General features: G+C 59.6%; 17 protein-coding genes and 1 pseudogene. 9 read left to right on the forward strand and 9 right to left on the reverse strand.

Translation table 11 applies throughout. The features are described from left to right. The 3 genes and pseudogenes from BMX62_RS09955 to BMX62_RS13150 all read left to right on the forward strand — a co-directional run. On the forward strand, window positions 1-446 hold a 446-nt coding region (locus tag BMX62_RS09955), incomplete at its 5' end, for an RNA-guided endonuclease TnpB family protein (protein WP_143339737.1). Window positions 447-549: 103 nt separating this feature from the next. Next, window positions 550-957 (forward strand): annotated as a pseudogene (locus tag BMX62_RS13400) (sensor domain-containing diguanylate cyclase); the annotation flags it as partial. A 46-nt stretch (window positions 958-1,003) separates the two neighbouring features. Continuing rightward, the gene (locus BMX62_RS13150; RefSeq protein WP_238375948.1) at window positions 1,004-1,300 is read left to right on the forward strand and encodes a GGDEF domain-containing protein; all 297 of its coding nucleotides are present in this window, start codon (window positions 1,004-1,006) and stop codon (window positions 1,298-1,300) included. A 3-nt stretch (window positions 1,301-1,303) separates the two neighbouring features. Here the strand turns inward: BMX62_RS13150 and BMX62_RS09965 are convergent, their stop codons facing one another. The 3 genes from BMX62_RS09965 to BMX62_RS09975 form a co-directional block, all read right to left on the reverse strand. Continuing rightward, window positions 1,304-1,756 carry a PAS domain-containing protein gene (locus BMX62_RS09965; protein WP_090208191.1) on the reverse strand — a complete coding sequence of 151 codons (453 nt, stop codon included), beginning with the start codon at window positions 1,754-1,756 and terminating at the stop codon, window positions 1,304-1,306. 34 nt (window positions 1,757-1,790) lie between these two features. After that, complete coding sequence (locus BMX62_RS09970) at window positions 1,791-2,255, reverse strand: SRPBCC family protein (protein WP_090208194.1); 465 nt, start codon at window positions 2,253-2,255, stop codon at window positions 1,791-1,793. 111 nt (window positions 2,256-2,366) lie between these two features. Continuing rightward, a complete protein-coding gene (locus BMX62_RS09975; protein WP_090208197.1) occupies window positions 2,367-3,506 on the reverse strand; it encodes an MFS transporter in 1,140 nt (379 codons plus the stop codon). A gap of 205 nt (window positions 3,507-3,711) precedes the next feature. On the opposite strand from BMX62_RS09975, the gene BMX62_RS09980 reads away from it, so the two are divergent. The 6 genes from BMX62_RS09980 to BMX62_RS10005 all read left to right on the forward strand — a co-directional run bounded on the left by BMX62_RS09980 (window position 3,712) and on the right by BMX62_RS10005 (window position 10,874). Next, window positions 3,712-4,287: a TerD family protein gene (locus BMX62_RS09980; protein ID WP_090208200.1), complete on the forward strand. Its 576-nt coding sequence runs from the start codon at window positions 3,712-3,714 to the stop codon at window positions 4,285-4,287. A 239-nt stretch (window positions 4,288-4,526) separates the two neighbouring features. After that, window positions 4,527-5,654 (forward strand): TerD family protein, encoded by a 1,128-nt coding sequence (locus BMX62_RS09985; protein WP_090208203.1) that lies wholly within the window; start codon window positions 4,527-4,529, stop codon window positions 5,652-5,654. Between the two features lie 60 nt (window positions 5,655-5,714). Then, window positions 5,715-6,308, forward strand: a complete 594-nt coding sequence (locus tag BMX62_RS09990) for a TerD family protein (RefSeq protein WP_090208206.1) — start codon at window positions 5,715-5,717, stop codon at window positions 6,306-6,308. Window positions 6,309-6,425: 117 nt separating this feature from the next. After that, window positions 6,426-9,107 carry a calcium-translocating P-type ATPase, PMCA-type gene (locus BMX62_RS09995; RefSeq protein ID WP_090208212.1) on the forward strand — a complete coding sequence of 894 codons (2,682 nt, stop codon included), beginning with the start codon at window positions 6,426-6,428 and terminating at the stop codon, window positions 9,105-9,107. 15 nt (window positions 9,108-9,122) lie between these two features. After that, window positions 9,123-9,536, forward strand: a complete 414-nt coding sequence (locus BMX62_RS10000) for a cobalamin biosynthesis protein (protein ID WP_202906249.1) — start codon at window positions 9,123-9,125, stop codon at window positions 9,534-9,536. Between the two features lie 462 nt (window positions 9,537-9,998). After that, window positions 9,999-10,874 (forward strand): restriction endonuclease, encoded by an 876-nt coding sequence (locus BMX62_RS10005; protein ID WP_238375949.1) that lies wholly within the window; start codon window positions 9,999-10,001, stop codon window positions 10,872-10,874. Between the two features lie 321 nt (window positions 10,875-11,195). Here the strand turns inward: BMX62_RS10005 and BMX62_RS10010 are convergent, their stop codons facing one another. The 6 genes from BMX62_RS10010 to BMX62_RS10035 all read right to left on the reverse strand — a co-directional run bounded on the left by BMX62_RS10010 (window position 11,196) and on the right by BMX62_RS10035 (window position 19,713). Further along, window positions 11,196-11,783 (reverse strand): PepSY-associated TM helix domain-containing protein, encoded by a 588-nt coding sequence (locus BMX62_RS10010; RefSeq protein ID WP_090208214.1) that lies wholly within the window; start codon window positions 11,781-11,783, stop codon window positions 11,196-11,198. Between the two features lie 8 nt (window positions 11,784-11,791). Then, a complete protein-coding gene (locus BMX62_RS10015) occupies window positions 11,792-14,047 on the reverse strand; it encodes a TonB-dependent receptor domain-containing protein (protein WP_202906250.1) in 2,256 nt (751 codons plus the stop codon). 229 nt (window positions 14,048-14,276) lie between these two features. Then, window positions 14,277-14,624: a hypothetical protein gene (locus BMX62_RS10020; RefSeq protein ID WP_090208219.1), complete on the reverse strand. Its 348-nt coding sequence runs from the start codon at window positions 14,622-14,624 to the stop codon at window positions 14,277-14,279. Between the two features lie 18 nt (window positions 14,625-14,642). Next, window positions 14,643-15,443 (reverse strand): undecaprenyl-diphosphate phosphatase, encoded by an 801-nt coding sequence (locus tag BMX62_RS10025; protein WP_090208223.1) that lies wholly within the window; start codon window positions 15,441-15,443, stop codon window positions 14,643-14,645. A 44-nt stretch (window positions 15,444-15,487) separates the two neighbouring features. Next, the gene (locus BMX62_RS10030; protein ID WP_090208226.1) at window positions 15,488-18,466 is read right to left on the reverse strand and encodes an AAA family ATPase; all 2,979 of its coding nucleotides are present in this window, start codon (window positions 18,464-18,466) and stop codon (window positions 15,488-15,490) included. 11 nt (window positions 18,467-18,477) lie between these two features. Further along, window positions 18,478-19,713 (reverse strand): exonuclease SbcCD subunit D C-terminal domain-containing protein, encoded by a 1,236-nt coding sequence (locus tag BMX62_RS10035; RefSeq protein ID WP_090208228.1) that lies wholly within the window; start codon window positions 19,711-19,713, stop codon window positions 18,478-18,480. Window positions 19,714-19,955: the final 242 nt, after the last annotated feature.

Consider the following 19,955-nt stretch of genomic DNA (forward strand, 5'->3'; position numbering starts at 1 on the left):
AGCGGGTCGCCAATGCCCGCCACGACTTCCAGCACAAGCTCTCTCGACAGATCGTTGACGACAACCAAGCGGTGATCGTCGAGACGCTGAAGGTCGGCAACATGATGAAAAACGCCAGACTCGCCAAGCACATCGGCGATGCGTCCTGGCATGCCTTGACCACCAAGCTGGACTACAAGGCCAAGGAGCAGGGCAAGCATCTGGTCAAGATCGACCCGTGGTTTGCCAGCTCCAAAACCTGCCATGTCTGCCAGCACAAGAGGGACGCCATGCCGTTGAACGTCCGGTCGTGGGAATGCCCGACCTGCCACACACAACATGACCGGGATATCAACGCGGCGCTGAACATCAAGCATCAAGGCATAGTAAAGTTGAAGGCGGAAGGGCTGTCCGTCTCTGCCCATGGAGGCTTGCGTAAGTCCGGCACATCGCCGGCTGCTGCCTGAGAAGTGGGAAGCCTCGCCCGTGGCGCGTCAGCGCTTAGGGCGGGGAGCAGTCACGGATCTCTTTGGCATTGACCCCGAAGATGTCAAGGACAACATCGACCGTATGTTTGAGGTGGTACATCCCGACGATATCGAGCGGCTGGTACACAGTGTCCAGGTGTCGGAACGCACCCAGACATTCTGGAGCATTGATTATCGGGTTTGCCTCAATGGTGAAGTACGCTGGTTGCATGGACAATCCACCCCGGAACGCACCCTGGAGGGGGGCACCCTCTGGCACGGTTTGATCATGGATATCACCCGCCAGAAGCAACTGGAACATGAACTGCGGGAAATCAGTATCCGTGATGCCCTGACCGGCCTGTTCAACCGGCGCTACTTCTTTGAGGTGGTATCCCGGGAACTGGATCGGTTTGGCAGGACGGCCTCGCCGTTCTGTCTGATCATGATGGACCTGGATAAATTCAAGGCCATCAACGACGGCTATGGCCATGCCAAGGGTGACGAGACCCTGATCAGCTTTTCCGGTGTGTTGAAGAGACGTCTGCGCCGCACGGATGTCCCGGCCCGTCTGGGGGGGGGAGGAGTTCGTGGTCTTCCTGCCGGATACCTGGCTGGATCAGGCCTTCTGGCTGGCGGAGGAAATCCGGGCAGACCTTGCAACCATCCGCCTCACCAGCGAGGAAGGCATCCCCTTTGGTATCACGGCCAGCTTTGGCCTGACCCAGTGTCAAACTGCGGATCAATATCCCGATGACCTGCTGCGGCGGGCGGATTCAGCCCTGTATCAGGCCAAGCATCAGGGCCGAAACCGGGTCATCAGCATCCCCACCGCTGCCGCCCAAAAGACCTGAGGCTCACGGGGTCTGCCGGAGCAGTGCCTCCAGTCGAGCCACTTCGGTCTGGGCATTCACCAGGTCGGTGACGTCGTACTGCACACCCAGGAAGTAGATCAGTTTGCCGGAGGCATCAAACAGGGGGCGGATACTCAGACGATTATGAAACAGGGTGCCATCCTTGCGGTAATTGCGCAGGGTGACTTCCACCTCCCGCCGCTCCGACAGGGCCTGGCGAATCTCGTCGATGGCCGGCTGTTCCCGGTCTTCTCCCTGCAGGAAACGACAATTGTGACCGAGGATTTCCCGACGGGAATAGCCGGTCATCTGCTCGAAGACCGCATTGGCGTAGACAATCGGGTTATCCGGCAGATCCGGGTCCGAGAGGGTCACGCCGTTGACGCAGGTATCCAGGATCTGGGCCAGTACGGAAGGGATCAGGCCGGAGGCATCTTTTTCGGGGATGAAATCCATGGGCGATGACTCTGAAGGTTGAACGGGGCGGGTTTCAGGCTGCGGAGGGGGATGGCGGCTCGATCTCCGCCTCCACCAGTCCCTTGAGGTTGCGTACCGTGCGTTCGGTACCTTCCTGTACCGCCAGACGGATGAGCTTTTCGAAGGGGCGCAGGGGCAGACTCAGCTTCCCCATCTCGAAGCTGAAATGCAGTTCGGTATGCTGGTCCCTGGGTTCGAACTGGTAGTCGATGCGGTAAGGGTCGTTCACGCCACGAAAGGTGACCTGCCGCCCCGGCTCCAGTGCGATCACCCGAAAGTCGGATTCCGTGCGCCGGCCCTGGTCCACCCGCACCTGATGCCCAGTCCAGCCCACCTGCAAGGGGCCGCGGGTGAGCACCCGCAGGCTTTTCACCTCGGGAGACCAGCGGGGATAGTTGGTGACAAAGTCTTCCACCACAAAACGAAAGACCTGTTCCAGCGGGCGTTTTATCAGCGTGCGTGTCTGGGCCTTGACCATGGCCGGGGGTCTCCGGAAACCCGTATCGAGTTTGAGTATAGCGGCTGTGATGGGAACTGCCATCCCCACTGCCGGCACTTGCCCCCATGAGCGGCGATGGGCAGCGGAATATTACCCGGTGCGCCGCAAGGTCCAGAGCAACCACCCGCCAAAGCTGAGGGTCACGGCCAGCGCACCCAGATAGGCGTACCAGCCCAGGCCGTGATACAAAAATCCCGGCAGGAACGACCCGGTGGTACCGCCGGCATAGTAAAACGCAAGATACAGTCCGTTGACTACCCCCCGCTGCTCACCGTTGGCCTGATTGAGCACACCCGGCGCCAGAGAATGGATCAGGAACATGCCGGCGCACAGCACGAACATGCCCACGAACATCACCCACACCTGGGCACCGGTGAAGAACAGCAAAGCGGCCAGAAACACCGCACTGCCCAGCAACATGGCATTCACCGCGCCACCGATATGGGCGGCAATGCGCAGGGAGAGCAGGGAGGTGACCACCCCCATCAGGTAACCTGCATACATGAAGGCAATCCCGGTCTCGCTCAGTCCGGTACCCAGCTCCACCAGGCGGAAAGGCAGGAAATTGAGCAGCGAGGCAAAGGCACCGAAGGCGCAGAACACCACCAGGTAAAGGCGCAGGAAGCTGGGTTGCCGCAGCACCTGCAGGATGGTCCGCGGGTCCAGGCGCTGGAAGCTCACCGGCGGGTCGGCCTTCAGGCGTTGCAGCAGCAGGGCGCACAGGGCGATGGCCACGGCCAGGAACAGGAATGACCAGCGCCAGCCGAACTGGGTGGAGATCAGCCCGGAGATCATGCGCCCCAGAAAGCCTCCCAGCACGCTGGCGGCAATGTAGATGGCCATCACCCGGGCGATCTGTCCCGGCGGGGCGCTGGCGGCCAGGTAGGTCATCAGGGAAGTGAGCATGGCGGGAATGATCAGCCCCTGGGCCAGGCGAAGGGCCAGCAGCAGTTCAAAGCTGGTGACCAGATACACCGCCACCTGGGTGACGGCCAGCAGCCAGGTGGCGCCGATCAGCAGGCGCCTGGCCGACAGTCTCTGCAGCAGGAAACCATAGGCCACCGGCGCGATGGCCAGGGGCAGCAGGGCCACGGTGATCAGCAGCGAGGCCCTGGCCTCGCTGACGGCAAATGCCTCCGCCAGCACGGGCAGCAGGGGCTGGGGGGCATAGAGGGATGAAAAGACCAGAATCGCGCAATACTGCACGATGAGAAGATGACTGATGTGCAAGGGAGTGCTCCTGACGCAGGCGCAAGGCTGCGGGGCGGGGCGATGAACGTGAAGAACGGTATTGTACTGCCCCAAGGCTTGCCACACAGGATAAAACAGGACTCGCGTCCCGATCCCGGTGGCGCTAGAATCGAGAAGCAGGATCGTGGCGCCGGCACTGCAAAGCCGGGCAGTTCATCCACCCCAAGAGGAAGGAAGCACGCACATGGGAATTTCTCTCCAGAAAGGCGGCAATATCAGTTTGTCCAAGACCGACCCGAGCCTCAACAATGTGTTGATCGGGCTGGGTTGGGATGCCCGTTCCACCGATGGCGCGGATTTTGATCTGGATGCAAGCCTGTTCATGCTTAAATCCGATGGCAAGGTGCGCAGCGATGCCGACTTCATTTTTTACAACCAGTTACGATCCCCCTGCGGCTCGGTGGAGCATACCGGGGACAACCGCACCGGCGATGGTGACGGAGATGACGAAGCCATCAAGGTCAACCTGTCCAAGGTACCTGCCGATGTCCAGCGCCTGGTGGTCACGGTGACCATCCATGATGCAGACACCCTGCGCCAGAACTTCGGCATGGTGCACAATGCCTTCATCCGTATCGTCAACTCGGATACCGGCACTGAAGTGACCCGCTTTGATCTGGGGGAAGATGCCTCCACGGAGACCGCCATGGTCTTTGGCGAGATCTACCGTCACAACGGAGAATGGAAGTTCAAGGCCATCGGCCAGGGCTATGCCGGCGGCCTGCGGGCGCTGGCCATTCAGCACGGTCTGCAAGTCTGAGTACCCGTCACTGCCCCAACAGGGTTATGGCAACGGGCCATGTCCCGTTGCCATGGCCTGATGGATTTTTCAACAGATTATCCGTGGGGATGGGGCAAAAGCCTCCCGTGATTGGTGTCCCTTACCGGGCAGAGCCTCACGGCCCAGTGGGTGGAAAGCCCGCACCTATTCCGGCGGTTGCAATATCGTAGCCCCCATCCCTCCCCGCCCTAAAGGACGGGGTTTTCGCGGAGGCACTGATGATCATCACCCGCGGCATGCGCCTTCCTCTGTCCCAACTCACCCACCAATCTGCCTGGGAAGTGGGGATCACCATTCGTGGTATTGATACCGACATTGCCCTGTTTGGCCTGGATGCCGCAGGCCGGCTCTCCGACGACCGCTACATGGTGTTCTACAATCAGCCCCGCACCCCCTGTGGCGGTGCTGCAATCATGGTCCCTGCCGGAGATCAGGCCGGTTTTACCCTGGATACTTCCCGCTTGCCCGCCACTATTCATCGGCTGGTGATCACCGCTACAGTGGATGGTCCAGGCACCATGGGCAATATTCAGGACGGCTACCTGCGCATGCTGGAGCAGGGACGGGAACTGGGGCGCTTTGCCTTCACCCGAGAAGACTTTGGCGCCGAAAAAGCCATCATGCTCGGTGAGTTTTATCGCAAGGCAGGCACCTGGCGGCTGGCGGCTGTCGGGCAAGGGTTCAATGGCGGACTGGAAGCTCTGGTCAAGCACTTTGGGGGCGAGGTCATCGCCCCCACCACACCACCGCCCTCTCCTGCGGTTGATCTGAGCAAAATCACCCTGCGAAAGAAACACCAGTCGGTCAGTCTGGAAAAAAAAGCGGGTGCTGCCCATGGAGAAATCAAGGTTAACTTGAACTGGAATCGAACCGGCAGCATGTATGGGATGGACCTTGACCTGGGCTGCCTGTTCACCCTGGCTGACCGGCAACCGGGTGCCGTGCAGGCCCTGGGCAACCATTTTGGCAGCTACACCCATCGCCCCTGGATCGAATTGATGGAGGATGATCGCACCGGCGCCTCCAGCGACGGAGAAAATCTGCACATCAATGGCCGGCACTGGGGAGAGATTCAACGGGTTTTGATTTATGCCTCGATTTACGATGGCGCGGTCAACTGGGCCTCTACCGATGGGGTAGTCACCATTTCCCTGCCGGGTCAACCTGCTGTAGTGGTCGAACTCGACGAACACGACCACCAGCAACGATTATGTGCGGTAGCCATGCTGGAAAACGATGCAGGAAACATCCGCGTCACCCGACTGGTCACCTATCACGGTAACGAGGAAATGGTAGACCGGGCCTATGGATTCGGTTTGCGCTGGCGGCCCGGTTCCAAGGACTGAGCTTGCCCTGTCATAGCCGACAGGATGGAAATGTACCCACTTTCACTGGAGAAAACGGTCATGGGTGTGAATCTTGAAAAAGGTCAGAGAATTTCCCTGGATAAGGAAGCCGGCGGCACCCTGACCCGAATCCGTATGGGATTGGGTTGGGATGGTGTTGAGTCCGGCTCCGGGGGATTGCTCGGCATGCTGGGGCTGGGAAGCCGTCCCAAGGATATCGACCTGGACGCCTCCTGCATCCTGTTTGATGGCAAAAACGTGGTAGATGTCGTCTGGTTCCGTCAGTTGCGCTCCAGGGATGGCAGCATTGTTCACTCCGGAGATAACCGGACCGGTGCAGGTGAAGGGGATGATGAAACCATCACCGTAGACCTGGCTGCGGTTCCGGCCAATATCTCTACCCTGGTATTTACCGTCAACAGCTTCACCGGGCAGACCTTCAATGATGTGAAAAATGCCTATTGTCGTCTGGTTGATGACCGTACCAATCAAGAAGTCGCCAAATACAACCTCTCCGCCCAAGGCTCTCACACCGGCCAGATCATGGCCAGAATTTACCGTCACAATGGTGAATGGAAAATGCATGCCATCGGTGAAAACGGTCACGGTCGCACCGTGGACGACATGGTGCCCCAGATCATTCCCATGTTGTAAAGGGGCAGAGCCTTGCGGCCCTGTGGGTGGAAGGCCCACACCCTTTTTCGGCGACTGCAAGACCGCAGCCGCAATTCCTCCCGCGATTGAAATCGCGGGTTTCCTTGCGGAGAGATTATGAAAGTCAATTTCAAAGGCTTGACAGACGACGAGATTCAGGCCTCAAAGCTGAAATTCGGCGACAACAGCATTACCCAACAGGAGGGAGACACCTTTCTCTCCAAACTCATGGATAACCTCAAGGACCCCACCATTTTGGTCTTGGTGGCGGCCCTGGTGATGATTTCGGTTCTGGCCATTTTCGGACATGCAGAATGGTACGAAGGTGTGGGCATCTTCCTTGCCGTGGTGATCGCTACCGGCGTGGCCACGTTCTCCGAACACAAGAACGAATCTGCTTTCCAACGTCTGCTGGAGGAGGCCAGCCGGGTCAAGATCAGGGCCTACCGCAACGGTGAAAGCCGCTATGTGGCTCTGGATGATCTGGTGGTGGGTGATCTGGTGATTCTTGCACCTGGAGACAAGGTGCCCGCTGATGGGGTGATCATCCAGGGTGACCTGATGGTGGATCAGGCTTCCCTCACTGGAGAGGCAGATCATATTCACAAGGTCAGTCTGGCAGACCCGGAGCAGATACCCGATGCCAGTGCCCTCACCCCCCAGCATCCCTCCTCGGTGCTGCGCGGCAGCGTGGTGGTGGATGGTGAAGCAGTGGTGCATCTGCTCAGCGTGGGCGACCGGTCCATGTACGGCCAACTGGCCCAGGACATGCAAAGTGCCGACCGGGATTCCCCGCTCAAGGCCAAGTTGGGAGTTCTGGCGGAAAATATCGGTAAATTCGGCCTGATCGCCGCTATTTTGGTGGCTTTGGCCTTTTTGTTCATGAAATTGTTCATGGAACGCGGGCTGACCCTGACCACCTTGATGCCCTATTTTCTCGACAGCGCCAACTGGGGTGCCTTGCTCGGGGACATCATCACCGCCGTCATCCTGGCGGCCATCATTCTGGTAGTGGCTGTGCCCGAAGGGTTACCCATGATGATTGCCATTGTGCTGGCACTCAACATGAAAAAACTCCTCAGCGGCAATGTGCTGGTCAGAAAGCTCATGGGCATTGAAGCCGCCGGCAGCATGAACATCCTGTTCACCGACAAAACCGGCACCCTGACCCGGGGCATACTTCAGGTCTCCACAGTGGTCCGGGGTGATGGAGACAAAAAGGAAGACTATGCCAGTCTGCCACCGGCCCTGGGAAATATTCTGGTGGATGCCCTCAAGCACAATACCACGGCGGTACTGGAGTCTGATGCCGCCGGTAGGGTACGGGTGGTTGGTGGCGATCGGACCGAAAAGGCGCTGCTGGCCTTCATTGACCCGGCACTGCGGGAATCCGTTGAAGGGTTCCCCATCGTTGATTTCATCCCCTTCAATTCCGAACGCAAATTTTCTGCGGTGCAGGTTGAAGGTCGGCCTGGCGCCCCGGTGCTGGTCAAGGGGGCACCGGAACTGATTATCGACCGCTGTCGGTATTATTACGACGCAGAAGGCAAACCGGTTGACATCGGTCATGGAGAAGCCGTCAGAGCCACGATGGATGCACTGGCCCGCCAGTCCATGCGCCTGCTGGCCATTGCGACTGCGGCCACGCCTCTGGCAGAAGACCGGAGCATGCCCGAGGAAATGACCCTGGTGGCCATCATTGGGCTACGGGACGAATTACGCCCGGAATCTCGTGAATCCGTTGAGAGTGCGCAAAATGCCGGCATCCAGGTGGTGATGGTGACCGGAGACCGGCGGGAAACAGCAGAAGCCATTGGCCGGGATGTGGGCCTGATCCATTCCGACGGGGATCTCATCCTCAGCGCCGATGAACTGGAGCGCATGAGCGACGAGGAAGTCAAGGCTGTTCTGCCGACACTACGGATTGTGGCCAGGGCCTTTCCTCATCAAAAGGCCCGTCTGGTCCGGCTGGCCCAGGAACTGGGCATGGTGGTCGGCATGACCGGGGATGGGGTCAATGATGCTTCTGCCCTGAAGCGGGCTGATGTAGGTTTTGCCATGGGATCGGGCACCGAACTGGCCAAGGATGCGGGAGATATTGTCATTATGGATGACAATTTCTCATCCCTGACCCGGTCGGTGCTGTATGGCAGAACCTTGTTCAGATCCATTCGCAAGTTCCTGGTCTTTCAGTTGACCGTCAACCTGTCGGCCATTCTTTTGATGTTTTTGGGGCCGCTTTTTGGTTTTGAACTGCCGTTGACCATGATTCAGCTGCTGTGGATCAACCTGATCATGGATACCTTGGCGGCCCTGGCCTTCTCCGGCGAGGCGGCAATGCGCCGTTACATGGATGCTCGCCCCATTGAACGCACCGCTCCCCTGATCTCCAGTGATATGTGGTCTTCCATACTGGTGAATGGTGTCATCATTGCCATACTGAGCATCCTGTTCCTGACCTCTGCATTTGTCGAAGGGCTGTTCAGGAACGAGGCGGTTTTCCTCACGGCGTTCTTTGCCTTTTTTGTATTCATTCACAACTTCAACAAGTTCAATGCCAGGACAGAGCGTTTGAATATTCTGGAAAACATTCTGCAAAACCGGGGTTTTCTGGGTATTGTCGGACTGATTTTCCTGGTACAGATCCTGTTTACCTATCTGGGAGGAGATATTCTCAGGACTGTAGGACTGACGTTCCAGGAATGGCTGTATGTCGTGCTGTTCTCCCTGGTGATCATTCCCATTGATATGGCCAGAAAATTGATCCGTGACAAGGTCACTGGCGCCACACCTGCCTGACGGCAGAAGATGGAAGTGAGGATCAAGGTTGGTATTGGCCTGGGGTGTACCCCAGGCCTGTCCTTGCGTGTCATGATGATTGCTGTGCATCGGGCGCTGCATGAGGTGGGTCTTGGACCGGATGCGGTTATTGGCCTGGGTACCATCATGCAACGTCGTGACGAACCGGCTATCGTCCTCACGGCGCGCCATCATGGCTGGAACATTCAGGCGTTTTCCGCCGAAGCCCTGTCCCGGGTGCCCGTACCCAATCCTTCCGAGCGTGTCAGGCAGGTGATGGGCACACCGGCGGTGGCCGAGGCGGCGGCCCTGCTTGTGGTTGGAACACGGGATCCAAAGCACCTGCTGCTGGAAAAACTGATTCACCGCGACGGCGAGCGCAAGGCCGCCACGGTTTCCATTGCCCGTTGTCCTACGGATAACAATTAAAAGCTTCTCGCGCAACACGGGTGATTTTTACCCCGCGCCCATCACCGGCCACGCTCGCTGTGGCCACATCCCGATCAGGGTATTCATCCGAAGTTCCTTCCCAAGGACAGCCCCGATCTCCCCTCGGGGACTGCCAATCCCTGGATGGACTCGGGTTCCAGCTCGCTCCCCCTGCCCCCCCTGGTGTGCTCGGCCAGTGACTACCAGCAGCGTCGCGTTCTTTGCTGATCTTCTGCTTTCGGAAGCGAAAGCTTGCTGGCAGATTTTCCTCTTTATCTTTCCCAGACCTTTTTTGATATTTTCAATTTTTCCTTTTTAATCATTTGCAAGCATTTGTTTTTATTAAAAATTAATAATTTAATGCGTAGGAATTCCGGGTTAAGTGCGCAGGGATTCCTTAACGCGAGCCGGCTTTTCCGCTAGCACTCCAAAGCCGGCTGATTATAAAGAAAAGGAATCCAGATGCCACACGTGATGCCAACATTTGACTCCCTGATGAATCCGCTTCTTGAAGCACTGTTCGAGCTGGGGGGATCAGGATCTATTGATGAGATTTATGAAAAAATCATCGAAATGCAGAAAATTGATGATGAGCTGGCCTCAATTCCGCATAACCCAGAAAAAAGCAACCTGACCGAAATCGGTTATCGGATGGCTTGGGCGCGAACATATCTGAAGAAATATGGGTTTCTGGAGAACTCGAATCGGGGAGTCTGGGCGCTGACTCCGCTTGCCCGTGAGAAACGGAAAATTAATCCGAAGGATGTCGTGAAAAAGGTACGGGAAGCCGATAAAGAAGCTTCCCGAAAAAAGTTACGGAAAACTAGCCGTGAAGATGAAATTGAGCTGGCAGATAATGCAGAAATTGACAATGATTCCTGGCGAGAAAACCTTTATCAACTACTGACCAATGAAATAGCACCGGATGCTTTTGAACGACTAACCCAACGTCTCTTGAGAGAGTCGGGTTTTATCCATGTTGAGGTTACAGGTCGAACTGGAGATGGTGGTATTGATGGGAAGGGCATTGCCAGAATTCACGGATTTATGAGCTTTCATGTCATTTTTCAATGCAAAAAGTATCAGGGATCAGTTTCTGCGGGAGATATTCGTGATTTTCGAGGCGCAATGGTTGGACGCGCTGACAAAGGTCTTTTCATTACAACTGGAACTTTTACGCCAGCTGCAATCAAGGAGGCTACTCGTGACGGGGCGCCTCCAATTGATTTGGTAGATGGTGAACATCTTGCAGAAAAGCTTAAGGAGTTCGGTCTCGGAATCCAAACTGAGATGATCGAAAAGGTTACAGTGGACAAGCAATGGTTTCGAAATCTTTGAGCCGAATTTGGCCTAAAAATCTCAACTATCGACTGGATCAATACCGACCTTGACGCCCTCCCCGCCCTGAATGTCGCCTTCCAGATTCCTGCTTCATGGTCCGTTGCTCTTTGGGATTGCCCGCAGAGGCTTACACAGACTCCACAGGCTTAACCTCCCGTGCGCCCCACGGTAGTTTTCTCGTGCTCTGGCAGCTTGTCGGCTCCGGCCAGAATGGCCTTGCCTGCTTTAAGGATGTTCTTTGCAGCGTTCACATCGCGGTCGTCAGTCATAGGACCAGTACAGGCCCGTCAGGGCTGCCAGCAGATAGAGGGGCAACACCTAGGTACCCACCACCCCGTGCATGCTGGAGACGAACCCGCGCCCCGAGCGGCGAACACTGAAGGTGAACCAGCCAGCCAGTGCCTTCCAGGACCGGGGCCAGCGCAGGTAGATGCCCGACAGCACCAGGATGATCAGCATGATGGTGGCCGCCCCGGTGATCTGCTTGCCCACATCCCCCATCAGCAGCCAGCGATGCAGGCGCTGCAGAGTGCGGAAGAAGGCCTGCCCCTTGAGTTCGGCGCCGATCAGTTCACCCGTGTAGGGATTGAAGTAGTGATTGACCCCGCGGCGTGCCTGCGGCCCATCACCGGCCACGTTCACGGTGGCCGCATCCCGGGGATCGGAGGACAGGCTCAGGGCATTGATCTGCCGTTCCGGCAGGGCCTGCTGCGCCTGTCGCAGCAGGGCCTCCGGAGACAGGCGCTGAGCGTCCAAAGGCTCCACCCGCAGGACATCACTGTTGATGGCGCGGATGATCTCGCGCTCGAAGGTCAGCATTCCCCCGGTCACGCCGAGGATGATCAGCACGACACCGACCGTGATGCCCATGAACCAGTGAAGCTGGAACCAGAGTTTGCGTAGCATGGGGCGCCTCAGAAGTCGTAGGTGGCGGATAGCCACAGACTCCGACGGTCCAGATACACCCCGCTGGTGGCGGCGGCGGTCTGGGTGTACCGGTAGGCGTGGTAGGTCTGGCCATCGTGGACATAGCTGTCCGATTTGCCGAAATCCTTGTCCAGCAGGTTGTAGACGGTGCCGGTCAGGCGCACCCGGTCGGACATGCGATAGGTGGCACCCAGATTGAACACGGCGTAGCTGTCCAGCTTGTTACCCAATTGCTGATACAGGGAAAGGTTCTGACCGGAGGTGGGCAGCCCGCCGCTAAAGCGTTCACGGGAGGAATAGAACTCCCCGTCCAGGCGGGTCGACAGTCGGTTGCTGACGTCCCACAACAGTCGGGTGGTCAGGGCGTGCTCCGGCGTGTTGGTCAGCAGCAGGCCCTTCTGGTCACCGGAGCGGATCTCGGTGTCCGTGTAGGTATAGCCGCCACTGATCTCCCAGGCCGGGGCAAAGCGATAACGGGCGCTCAGTTCCACGCCCTGGGAAATGGCGCGGTCGATGTTCACCGACTGGGAGAACTCTTCCTGCTCGGTGAAGTTACCGATGCTCAGACAGCCCGGTATCCCGGCATGGGGCTGGTTGCCGTTCCCATCCACATACTGGCAGTTGAGGATCCCTTCACCACTGGCAATCCGATCCGTGAAGCGGGTATGGAAGAGCGTGACATCCGCGGACAGTCCGGTCCGGTTGTCAAAGCCCGCGCCCAGCTCATAGTTGGTGGTCTTTTCCGGCTTGAGATGGGGAGAACCGATGGTAATCGTCCGCCCCTGGTTGGTGAAACCGGTAATGCCGTCATGGAGCTGGTTCAGGGTGGGGGTCTTGTAACCCCGGCCGACACCACCCTTCAGGGTCCACTGATCATCAGCCTTCCAGACCAGATAGGCGCGGGGGCTGAAGTGTCCGTCAAAGGCATCATGGTTTTCATAGCGGGCACCCAGGGTGAGGGCCAGATCATGTCTGAGCCACCACTCGTCCTCGACAAAGACTGACCAGTTGCTCTGCTCGAAGGCCTGACTGCCTGCCGCGCCGTCTTCCAGCCTGGAATCCACATACTGTCCACCCAGGGTTAGCATGTGATCACCGGTGGGCATCACCCATTTGCCATCCACCACCAGGTCACGGTTCTCCAACAGCCGGGGTTCGCCACCCACGGCTTCATAGCCGTAGTCCGGCGCACTGCCCGCAGGCAGGGTGCGGCCAAGGGTTTCCGTGGTGATGCGGGTCACGCTGCCTTCCAGGGTGCCGGCCTCGAAATGACCGCGATAACCCAGCACGGCCTGATCCCGGTTGAAGCGCAGTTCATCCTCATAGCCCCAAACCGTGCCGGGCTGGGGGGCGCAGGTGTTGCGGTTGGTGCCATCCAGAGTGCCCAGACGGCAGTTGTCATTGGAATAGGTCTGCCGGGCACGTTCCAGATCCAGCCAGACCTGCTGATCGTCCACGGGGGTCAGGGTCAGACGACCGCCCAGGGAGTGGATCCGCGCCTCCGGCGGGCGGGGATCACGCCCGGCACTGTTTTCGATCAACCGGTCCGAGGCATCCCGGTCGAACAGGCGCCCACGCACCTGCAGACCCAACCGGTCTTCCACCAGCGGTCCGGTGGTGAAAACGCTGATGCTGGAGCTGTTGCCGGCACTGCGATCTTCCTGGAAGGTGTTTTCCACCGTGACGCTGCCCCCCCACTGTCGGCTGACCGGGCGGGTGATGATGTTGATCACCCCGCCCATGGCATCCGATCCATACAGGGTGGACATGGGGCCACGGATTACCTCAATGCGCTCAATGGCCGACAGCGGCGGCAGGAAGCTGGTGGAGGTCTCGCCGAAGCCATTGGGGGTGACATTGCCGGAGGTGTTCTGGCGGCGACCATCGATCAGGATCAGGGTGTATTCACTGGGCAGACCGCGGATGCCGATGTTCAGTCCGCCGGTTTTGCCGGTGCCCGCTCGCACATCCACCCCCGGCACATCCGCCAGGGCCTCGGCCAGGTTGGAAAAACGCTTCTGCTCCAGATCCTCCCGGGTCACCACCGAGATGCTGGCGGGAGCATCCCGCAGCGCCTGCTCAAAACCCGCGGCACTGATGACGTTGATCTCATCCAGCCGGAGGGTTTCCGAAGCCAGGACGGAACTGACCACACTCCCCAGGGCCAGGGCCACGGCGGTCTTGAGCATCAGGGGGCGAAGGATCAGGCATGAAGATGCCGACGGTTGGACAGGTGAAACCATGACGTGAAAACTCCCATTTCATACGGATTGAACAGCTCTGCCCCGACCTGGAAGCCTCCCGCTTTAGCGGTAGAACTGGCTGGGGCAACAAGAGGTATAAATAATAGCGTTAATGTTAATCAATATTAATTAATATTATAAGCGCCCATTTTTCTTCCACCAACACAGGGGGCGGATCAGCGTCTGTCTGCCGCTGACCAGGCCGTGACCGGCGGGTTGTTTCCCTTGATCACTCCACCACACCCTGCTCCGGCAACAGGCGATAGCGCCGTGTGCCGTCCGGGTATGCCGACTCCAGCAGCATGACGGTATCACCCACTGCGGGCAGACGACCCAGACCCTGGACCCGGGTTTCCTCGCCGGTTTCCAGACGGACCCGCAGGGTCACCAGGGTGACGGACTGACCGGAGCGCAGTCCGGTGGCGGTGCCTTCGTTGACCTCCAGCACCGTCGCGCTCACCTGTCCCGTGACCGGGGCACCCTGGGGCAGCAACCACAGCCCGGCCACCAGGGCAAACCCCATGACCACCACCAGAAACCTCAGGCGATTGCTCACATAGCGAAATCCATCCAGCATGATCACCGCCTCCGGGCACTACCAGAACATGAAGATCAGGAATGCCCCCAGCAGCAGCCGGTAGACGACGAAGGGCAAAAAGCTCATGCGGGCCAGCAACTTGAGGAACAGGTGAATGCACAGATAGGCGCTGACCCCAGCCACCAGGGCGCCGATCAGAATCATCGACCAGGCGACGTTTTCCTCCGGGGCCTGGATGAGCCCCCAGGTCTCATAGCCACCCGCCAGGGCGATGATGGGAATGGAAAGCAGGAAGGAGTAGCGGGCTGCCGCCTGACGGTTGAACCCCATGAACAGGGCGGCGGTCATGGTGGCACCGGAGCGGGAGACTCCGGGGATCAGCGCCAGGGCCTGGGCCAGGCCAATCACCAGCACATCCAGCCAGCCGATCTGGTATTCATCCCGGCGCCGCCGACCCACCCAGTCCGCCAGCCCCAGCAGCAGGGCGAAGATGATGGTGGTGAAGATGATCACCTCCACCGAACGCAGGCTGGTGGAGATCACATCGTGGAACAAAAGTCCCGCCAGACCCGCCGGAATGGTCCCCAGACCCACGGCCCAGGCCAGCTTGGCATCCGGGGTAAAGCCCCGCCCCACCAACGAACCGGCCCAGTGGGTGGCCATGCGGCGTAATTCCGCCCGAAAGTAGACGATCACGGCCACCAGACTGCCCACATGGGTGGCCACGTCGAAGGTGAGCCCCTGATCCTCCCAGGCGGTGAGCTCGGGCACCAGGATCAGGTGGGCAGCGCTGGAAATGGGAAGAAATTCCGTCAGCCCCTGTACCAGGGCAAGGACCAGGGTCTGGAAGAGATCCAAGGTAAGGCTCCGTTCATCAGTTCCGGGGGCACATTATGGCGAAATCATGCGTCCCCACGACACCCCGGACCGCTGATCCGACTTCTGCCACCGGTCTGGGGGGTCACCTGGATGCGGGTGGCAATGCGTTCCTTGAGTGCGGATACATGGGAGATCAGGCCGATCAGCTTGCCCTCTTCCCGCAGCCCCGCCAGGGTCTGCAGGGCCGTATCCAGGGCGTCGTCGTCCAGGGTGCCGAACCCTTCGTCCAGGAACAGGGAATCCACCCGTACCTGGCGCCCCGCCATACGGGACAAGCCCAGGGCCAGGGCCAGACTGACGATGAACCCCTCGCCGCCGGAGAGGTTCTTGGTGGAACGGATCTCGCCCCCCTGGTAGCTGTCGATCACGTTCAACTCCAGCGGCTGGGCCTGGTCGCGGATCAGCAGATAACGGTCCGTCATGTTCTGCAACTGCTGGTTGGCGTGGCCGATCATCAGGTCAAAAGTCAGCCCCTGGGCAAAGTTGCGGTATTTCTTGCCGTCGGCGGACCCGATGAGTTCATGCAGCTGATCCCAGCGGTCACACTCTCTTTGCTGTGCTTCGATGGCTGCTGTCTGCGCCCGGTAATGATGCCGCAGGGTGTCATTGTCTGTCAGGCGCTGACGCAGTCCGCCAATGGCCTGCTGTACCGATTGATGCTCATGTTCCTGTACCGTCAACTGTTCCTGCAACACCGCCAGGGGCTGATGGGTCAAGGCCTGTTTCCGGGCCGCTGCCAGCAGACGGCGGGTGTCCTCGGCACGGGCATTCAGCGCCGCCTGCGCCGCCTCCAGTGCCTGGGCCTGCAGGGTCAGTGCCCGGCGCTCGGGCTCCGGCAGACAGGCGGCCTGAAAATCAGCCTCATCCGCCAGACCCAGCGCCTCCAGGCGTTGCCGGAAGGCCGTCTCCGCCGCCTGTAGCCGGGGTTCCCGCTCTGCCAGGGTGTTGTGCAGATCCTCCAGCCGGATTCGCCACTGCCGACATTCATCCTCCATCCGCCGGACCTGTTCCCGAGCTGACTCCAGGGTTGCTTCCGCCGCTTCCACGGCGGCTTCCAGCTGTTGCTGTTCCGTCTCTGGCGCCTGTCCGACCTGCAACTGCTGGCGCTCGGCCCGAAGGGTCTGGATTGACTGGTTCAGGTCGTCACTTTGAATGGACCACCGACCCACGTCTTCGGCGCTGTCCTGAATCTGTCGGGCACGGTGGGTCATGCCGATCTCCAGAACCTTGAGTTCTCCCTCCAGGGTGGTCAAGGCCTGCCGCCGGGACTGCCATTGGCCATGACGCCGTTGAAGCTGTTCCAGCAGTGCGGGCAGATCCAAAGCAGTTCCTTCCCATGGCCCCCATCCGTCTGAAGCCGCCGCTGACTGATCCCTTCCGTGGGAAAGGAACTCCTGTCGTTTCCGGTCGATCTGTTCCAGATCCTTCCCCAGTTGCCCCCGGCAGATCTGCAAATCCGTAGCCTGTTGCCGCAGGGCTTTCAGTGTAGCCCTGACCTCTTCAAGGGTTTCCTGGGTCTGATCCACCGCAGGCACATTGCCTCGGGCATAGGGGTGATCCAGGGCGCCGCACAGGGGGCAAGGTTCACCATCCTGCAACTGGTCACGGGCCGATTCCAGATCCTTGATACGCTGCAACAGATTCTGCTGGGTTTCCAGCAATGTCGCTTTTTCCTCCAGCCCGCAGAGCCGCTGGGACAAGACTCCGGCCTCCCGGTTCAGGCGCTCAAGCCCTGCGGACAAGTCCTGTTCTTCCTGTTCCAGGGTCGCCCGCTGGGCACGAACCCGATCCCGACCCGCCTGCAACCGCCCCTCGACCCCGGTCTGCTCCGAGCGCAGCGCTTCCAGACGCTGCCTTGCAAGGGTCAATGTCTTGTCGGATTGAACCAGGGCAGTGTGGCGGTCGATGATCCGCACATCCAGTTCCCGCGCCTTCAACAGTACCGGCAGACTCATCTGCAGGGTCTGGCGGGCTTTGTCCCGTTGTGCCTGCGCCTGCCTTTGGGCATCTGCTGCCTGTTGTGCCCTGACCTCGATGGCCGGTAACCGGGTCTCGGCGGCAGCCTGCTGTGCCCGATCCCTGGCCTGAGCCTGGCGCAGCTGGATCAGGGCGGCATGATCCCCCGCCAACTCCAGAGCCTGCCGTGCCCGGTGCAGCCGCTGCTGATCCGGAGCAAAGGCCTGGATACGGGCCTCAAGATCCCCGGCTTCCTTTTCGATATGTCCCTGAGCCAGCTCCAGCTTTTCGATGCCCTCCAGCCAGGAGACGGCCTGGCGCTGCTGCTCCAGCCAGGTGCGCAACGCCGTCTCCCGGGCCTGATGTGCTGCCAGTTCCACTGACAACTGCTGCTCTTCCTCGGGACTGAGCAGACACAGACCTTCCAGCGCCGATTGCAGATGCTCAAGAATGCGGCGGGCCTCGCCGCGACGCTCATGCACAGCCATGGAGATGCGGCTGTAGATTTCCGTGCCGGTGATTTGCTCCAGGATCGGTGCGCGCTCATCCGGTGGCGCCTGCAAAAAGGCCGCAAAATCGCCCTGGGCCAGCAGCATGGAACGGGTAAACCGCTGAAAATCCATGCCCGTGGCCTGTTCGATCTGTTCCGCCACCCCCCGAAGCCGGGTCTCGAAGATCTCCCCGGTGTCCGCGTTGGCGATTTCATGGCGGGGCGCCTGCAACTCTCCGCCAGGTCGCCGCCGTGCCCGATGCTGGCTCCAATGACAACGATAGCGTCCTGTCGGCGTTTCGAAGGTGACTTCGGCAAAACACTCCCCCGTGTGCCGAGACATGACCTCGTTGCCGCTGCGGTTGACCCGGTGCAGACGGGGCGTGCGTCCGTACAGACCCAGGCAGATGGCGTCCAGTAATGTGGTTTTGCCGGCGCCGGTGGGGCCGGTGATGGCAAAGATGCCATCGGCGGTAAAAGCGGGATGGGTCAGGTCGATCTCCCATTCACCGGCCAGGGAATTGAGATTCTTGAAACGTATCTGCAGGATGCGCATGGAGCAGAGTCCTATTCCGCAAGGGGGTCGGCATCATCAAGGGCGGCCACGATCTCCCCATAGGCCAGACGCAGGGATGGCCGCTGGGTGTCTGGCACCTCATGCCGGGTCAGGCAGCGCTCGAAGACATCATGGACATCCAGATCATCCAGGGTTTCCTGAAGGTGGCACCGGGCCAGCACCTGGTTCATGAGCCGGGTATTTTTCAGCCGCAGCACCTCCAGCCCACTGCCCGCCAGAATCTCATCCAGCCGTGCCCGCAGGTTACCGACTACCGCCTCTCCCTCGTAAATGACCTCCAGCCAGGCCCGGGAGTCGGCGGCCACCAGTTCCCGCAACCGGGCCTGGATCACCTCCCAGTCCCCCCGCACCCTGGCCAGGGGCTGGAACACCGGAACCTGTGGACATTCCACCCTCAGGGTGCCGTCGGTCTCCAGTTCCACCAGGCAGACATACTTGGGCTGCCCGGCCTCGCCAAAGCCCATGGGCAGGGGTGAACCGCTGTAGCGTACCCGTTCCGAGTCCTGCACCTTCTGGGCCGTATGCAGATGGCCCAGGGCCACATAATCCAGACCATCCGGGAAAATATCCCGGTCCACATGGGCCAAAGACCCCACATACAGATCCCGAACACCATCACCGTCCATGGTCCGGCCTCCGGCGGTGAACAGATGGCCCGTGGCCAGCAGGGGCGGATGCCCATCGAGTGCCTCCCGGCGCCGACAGGCCAGTTCCACCACGGTGCGGTAATGGTCACGGATACCTTCCATCAGTTTCCGGTCCTTGTCCTCCAGACTTTCCCCCGCCGTCACCCGACGGATATCCCGATCCCGCAGATAAGGCACGGCACAGACCACCAGTTCTGCCGTACCTGTCTGCGGGTGATGCAGGACCAGCACCTCATCGGCCAGGTTATCGGGCACAGCACCAATCACGTGTACATCCAGTACCTTCAACAGTTCGCGGGGGGCGTCCAGAAAAGTGGGGGAGTCATGATTGCCGGCCACCACCACCACATGCCGACAGCAGGAACCGGCCAGTTGGCACAAAAACCGGTAGTACAGGGACTGGGCCAGGTGGCTGGGGGTGCTGGTATCAAATACATCTCCAGCCACCACCAGCACATCCACCCCGGCATCCTCGATAAGCCCGGCCAGCCAGTCGAGAAAACCCTGGTATTCTTCATACCGTTGCCGACCAAAAAGGCGACGGCCCAGATGCCAGTCGGAGGTGTGGAGGATTTTCACTGGCAGTGCTCCAGAAAACCCCGGCGTTCGCTGGGGAAAAGAGTCCGGCAAAGACCCTCGGTGGTTTGTGTTATTTTTTACCGGAAAGTCGCTGGCAACCGCAACGGCTTCCCCATCCACCCCATGTATCCCGACCCCGAAAGAACATGCAGGATGCCCAGAACAGAGTGAGCGGCCATCCCTTTTTAACCCAAACCATGCAGGAGGACGCGAACAGGGCCCCGTGATCGTGCCGTACACGA

This window comes from Ectothiorhodospira magna (assembly GCF_900110965.1).
Taxonomy (GTDB): domain Bacteria; phylum Pseudomonadota; class Gammaproteobacteria; order Ectothiorhodospirales; family Ectothiorhodospiraceae; genus Ectothiorhodospira; species Ectothiorhodospira magna.

Excerpts from the sequence above, each read along its gene's own strand:
- BMX62_RS13150 (WP_238375948.1), top strand. The coding sequence starts at position 1,004 with ATGTCCCGGCCCGTCTGGGGGGGGGAGGAGTTCGTGGTCTTCCTGCCG.
- BMX62_RS09965 (WP_090208191.1), bottom strand. The coding sequence starts at position 1,756 with ATGGATTTCATCCCCGAAAAAGATGCCTCCGGCCTGATCCCTTCCGTA.
- BMX62_RS09970 (WP_090208194.1), bottom strand. The coding sequence starts at position 2,255 with ATGGTCAAGGCCCAGACACGCACGCTGATAAAACGCCCGCTGGAACAG.
- BMX62_RS09980 (WP_090208200.1), top strand. The coding sequence starts at position 3,712 with ATGGGAATTTCTCTCCAGAAAGGCGGCAATATCAGTTTGTCCAAGACC.
- BMX62_RS09985 (WP_090208203.1), top strand. The coding sequence starts at position 4,527 with ATGATCATCACCCGCGGCATGCGCCTTCCTCTGTCCCAACTCACCCAC.
- BMX62_RS09990 (WP_090208206.1), top strand. The coding sequence starts at position 5,715 with ATGGGTGTGAATCTTGAAAAAGGTCAGAGAATTTCCCTGGATAAGGAA.
- BMX62_RS09995 (WP_090208212.1), top strand. The coding sequence starts at position 6,426 with ATGAAAGTCAATTTCAAAGGCTTGACAGACGACGAGATTCAGGCCTCA.
- BMX62_RS10005 (WP_238375949.1), top strand. The coding sequence starts at position 9,999 with ATGCCACACGTGATGCCAACATTTGACTCCCTGATGAATCCGCTTCTT.
- BMX62_RS10010 (WP_090208214.1), bottom strand. The coding sequence starts at position 11,783 with ATGCTACGCAAACTCTGGTTCCAGCTTCACTGGTTCATGGGCATCACG.
- BMX62_RS10015 (WP_202906250.1), bottom strand. The coding sequence starts at position 14,047 with ATGGTTTCACCTGTCCAACCGTCGGCATCTTCATGCCTGATCCTTCGC.
- BMX62_RS10020 (WP_090208219.1), bottom strand. The coding sequence starts at position 14,624 with ATGCTGGATGGATTTCGCTATGTGAGCAATCGCCTGAGGTTTCTGGTG.
- BMX62_RS10030 (WP_090208226.1), bottom strand. The coding sequence starts at position 18,466 with ATGCGCATCCTGCAGATACGTTTCAAGAATCTCAATTCCCTGGCCGGT.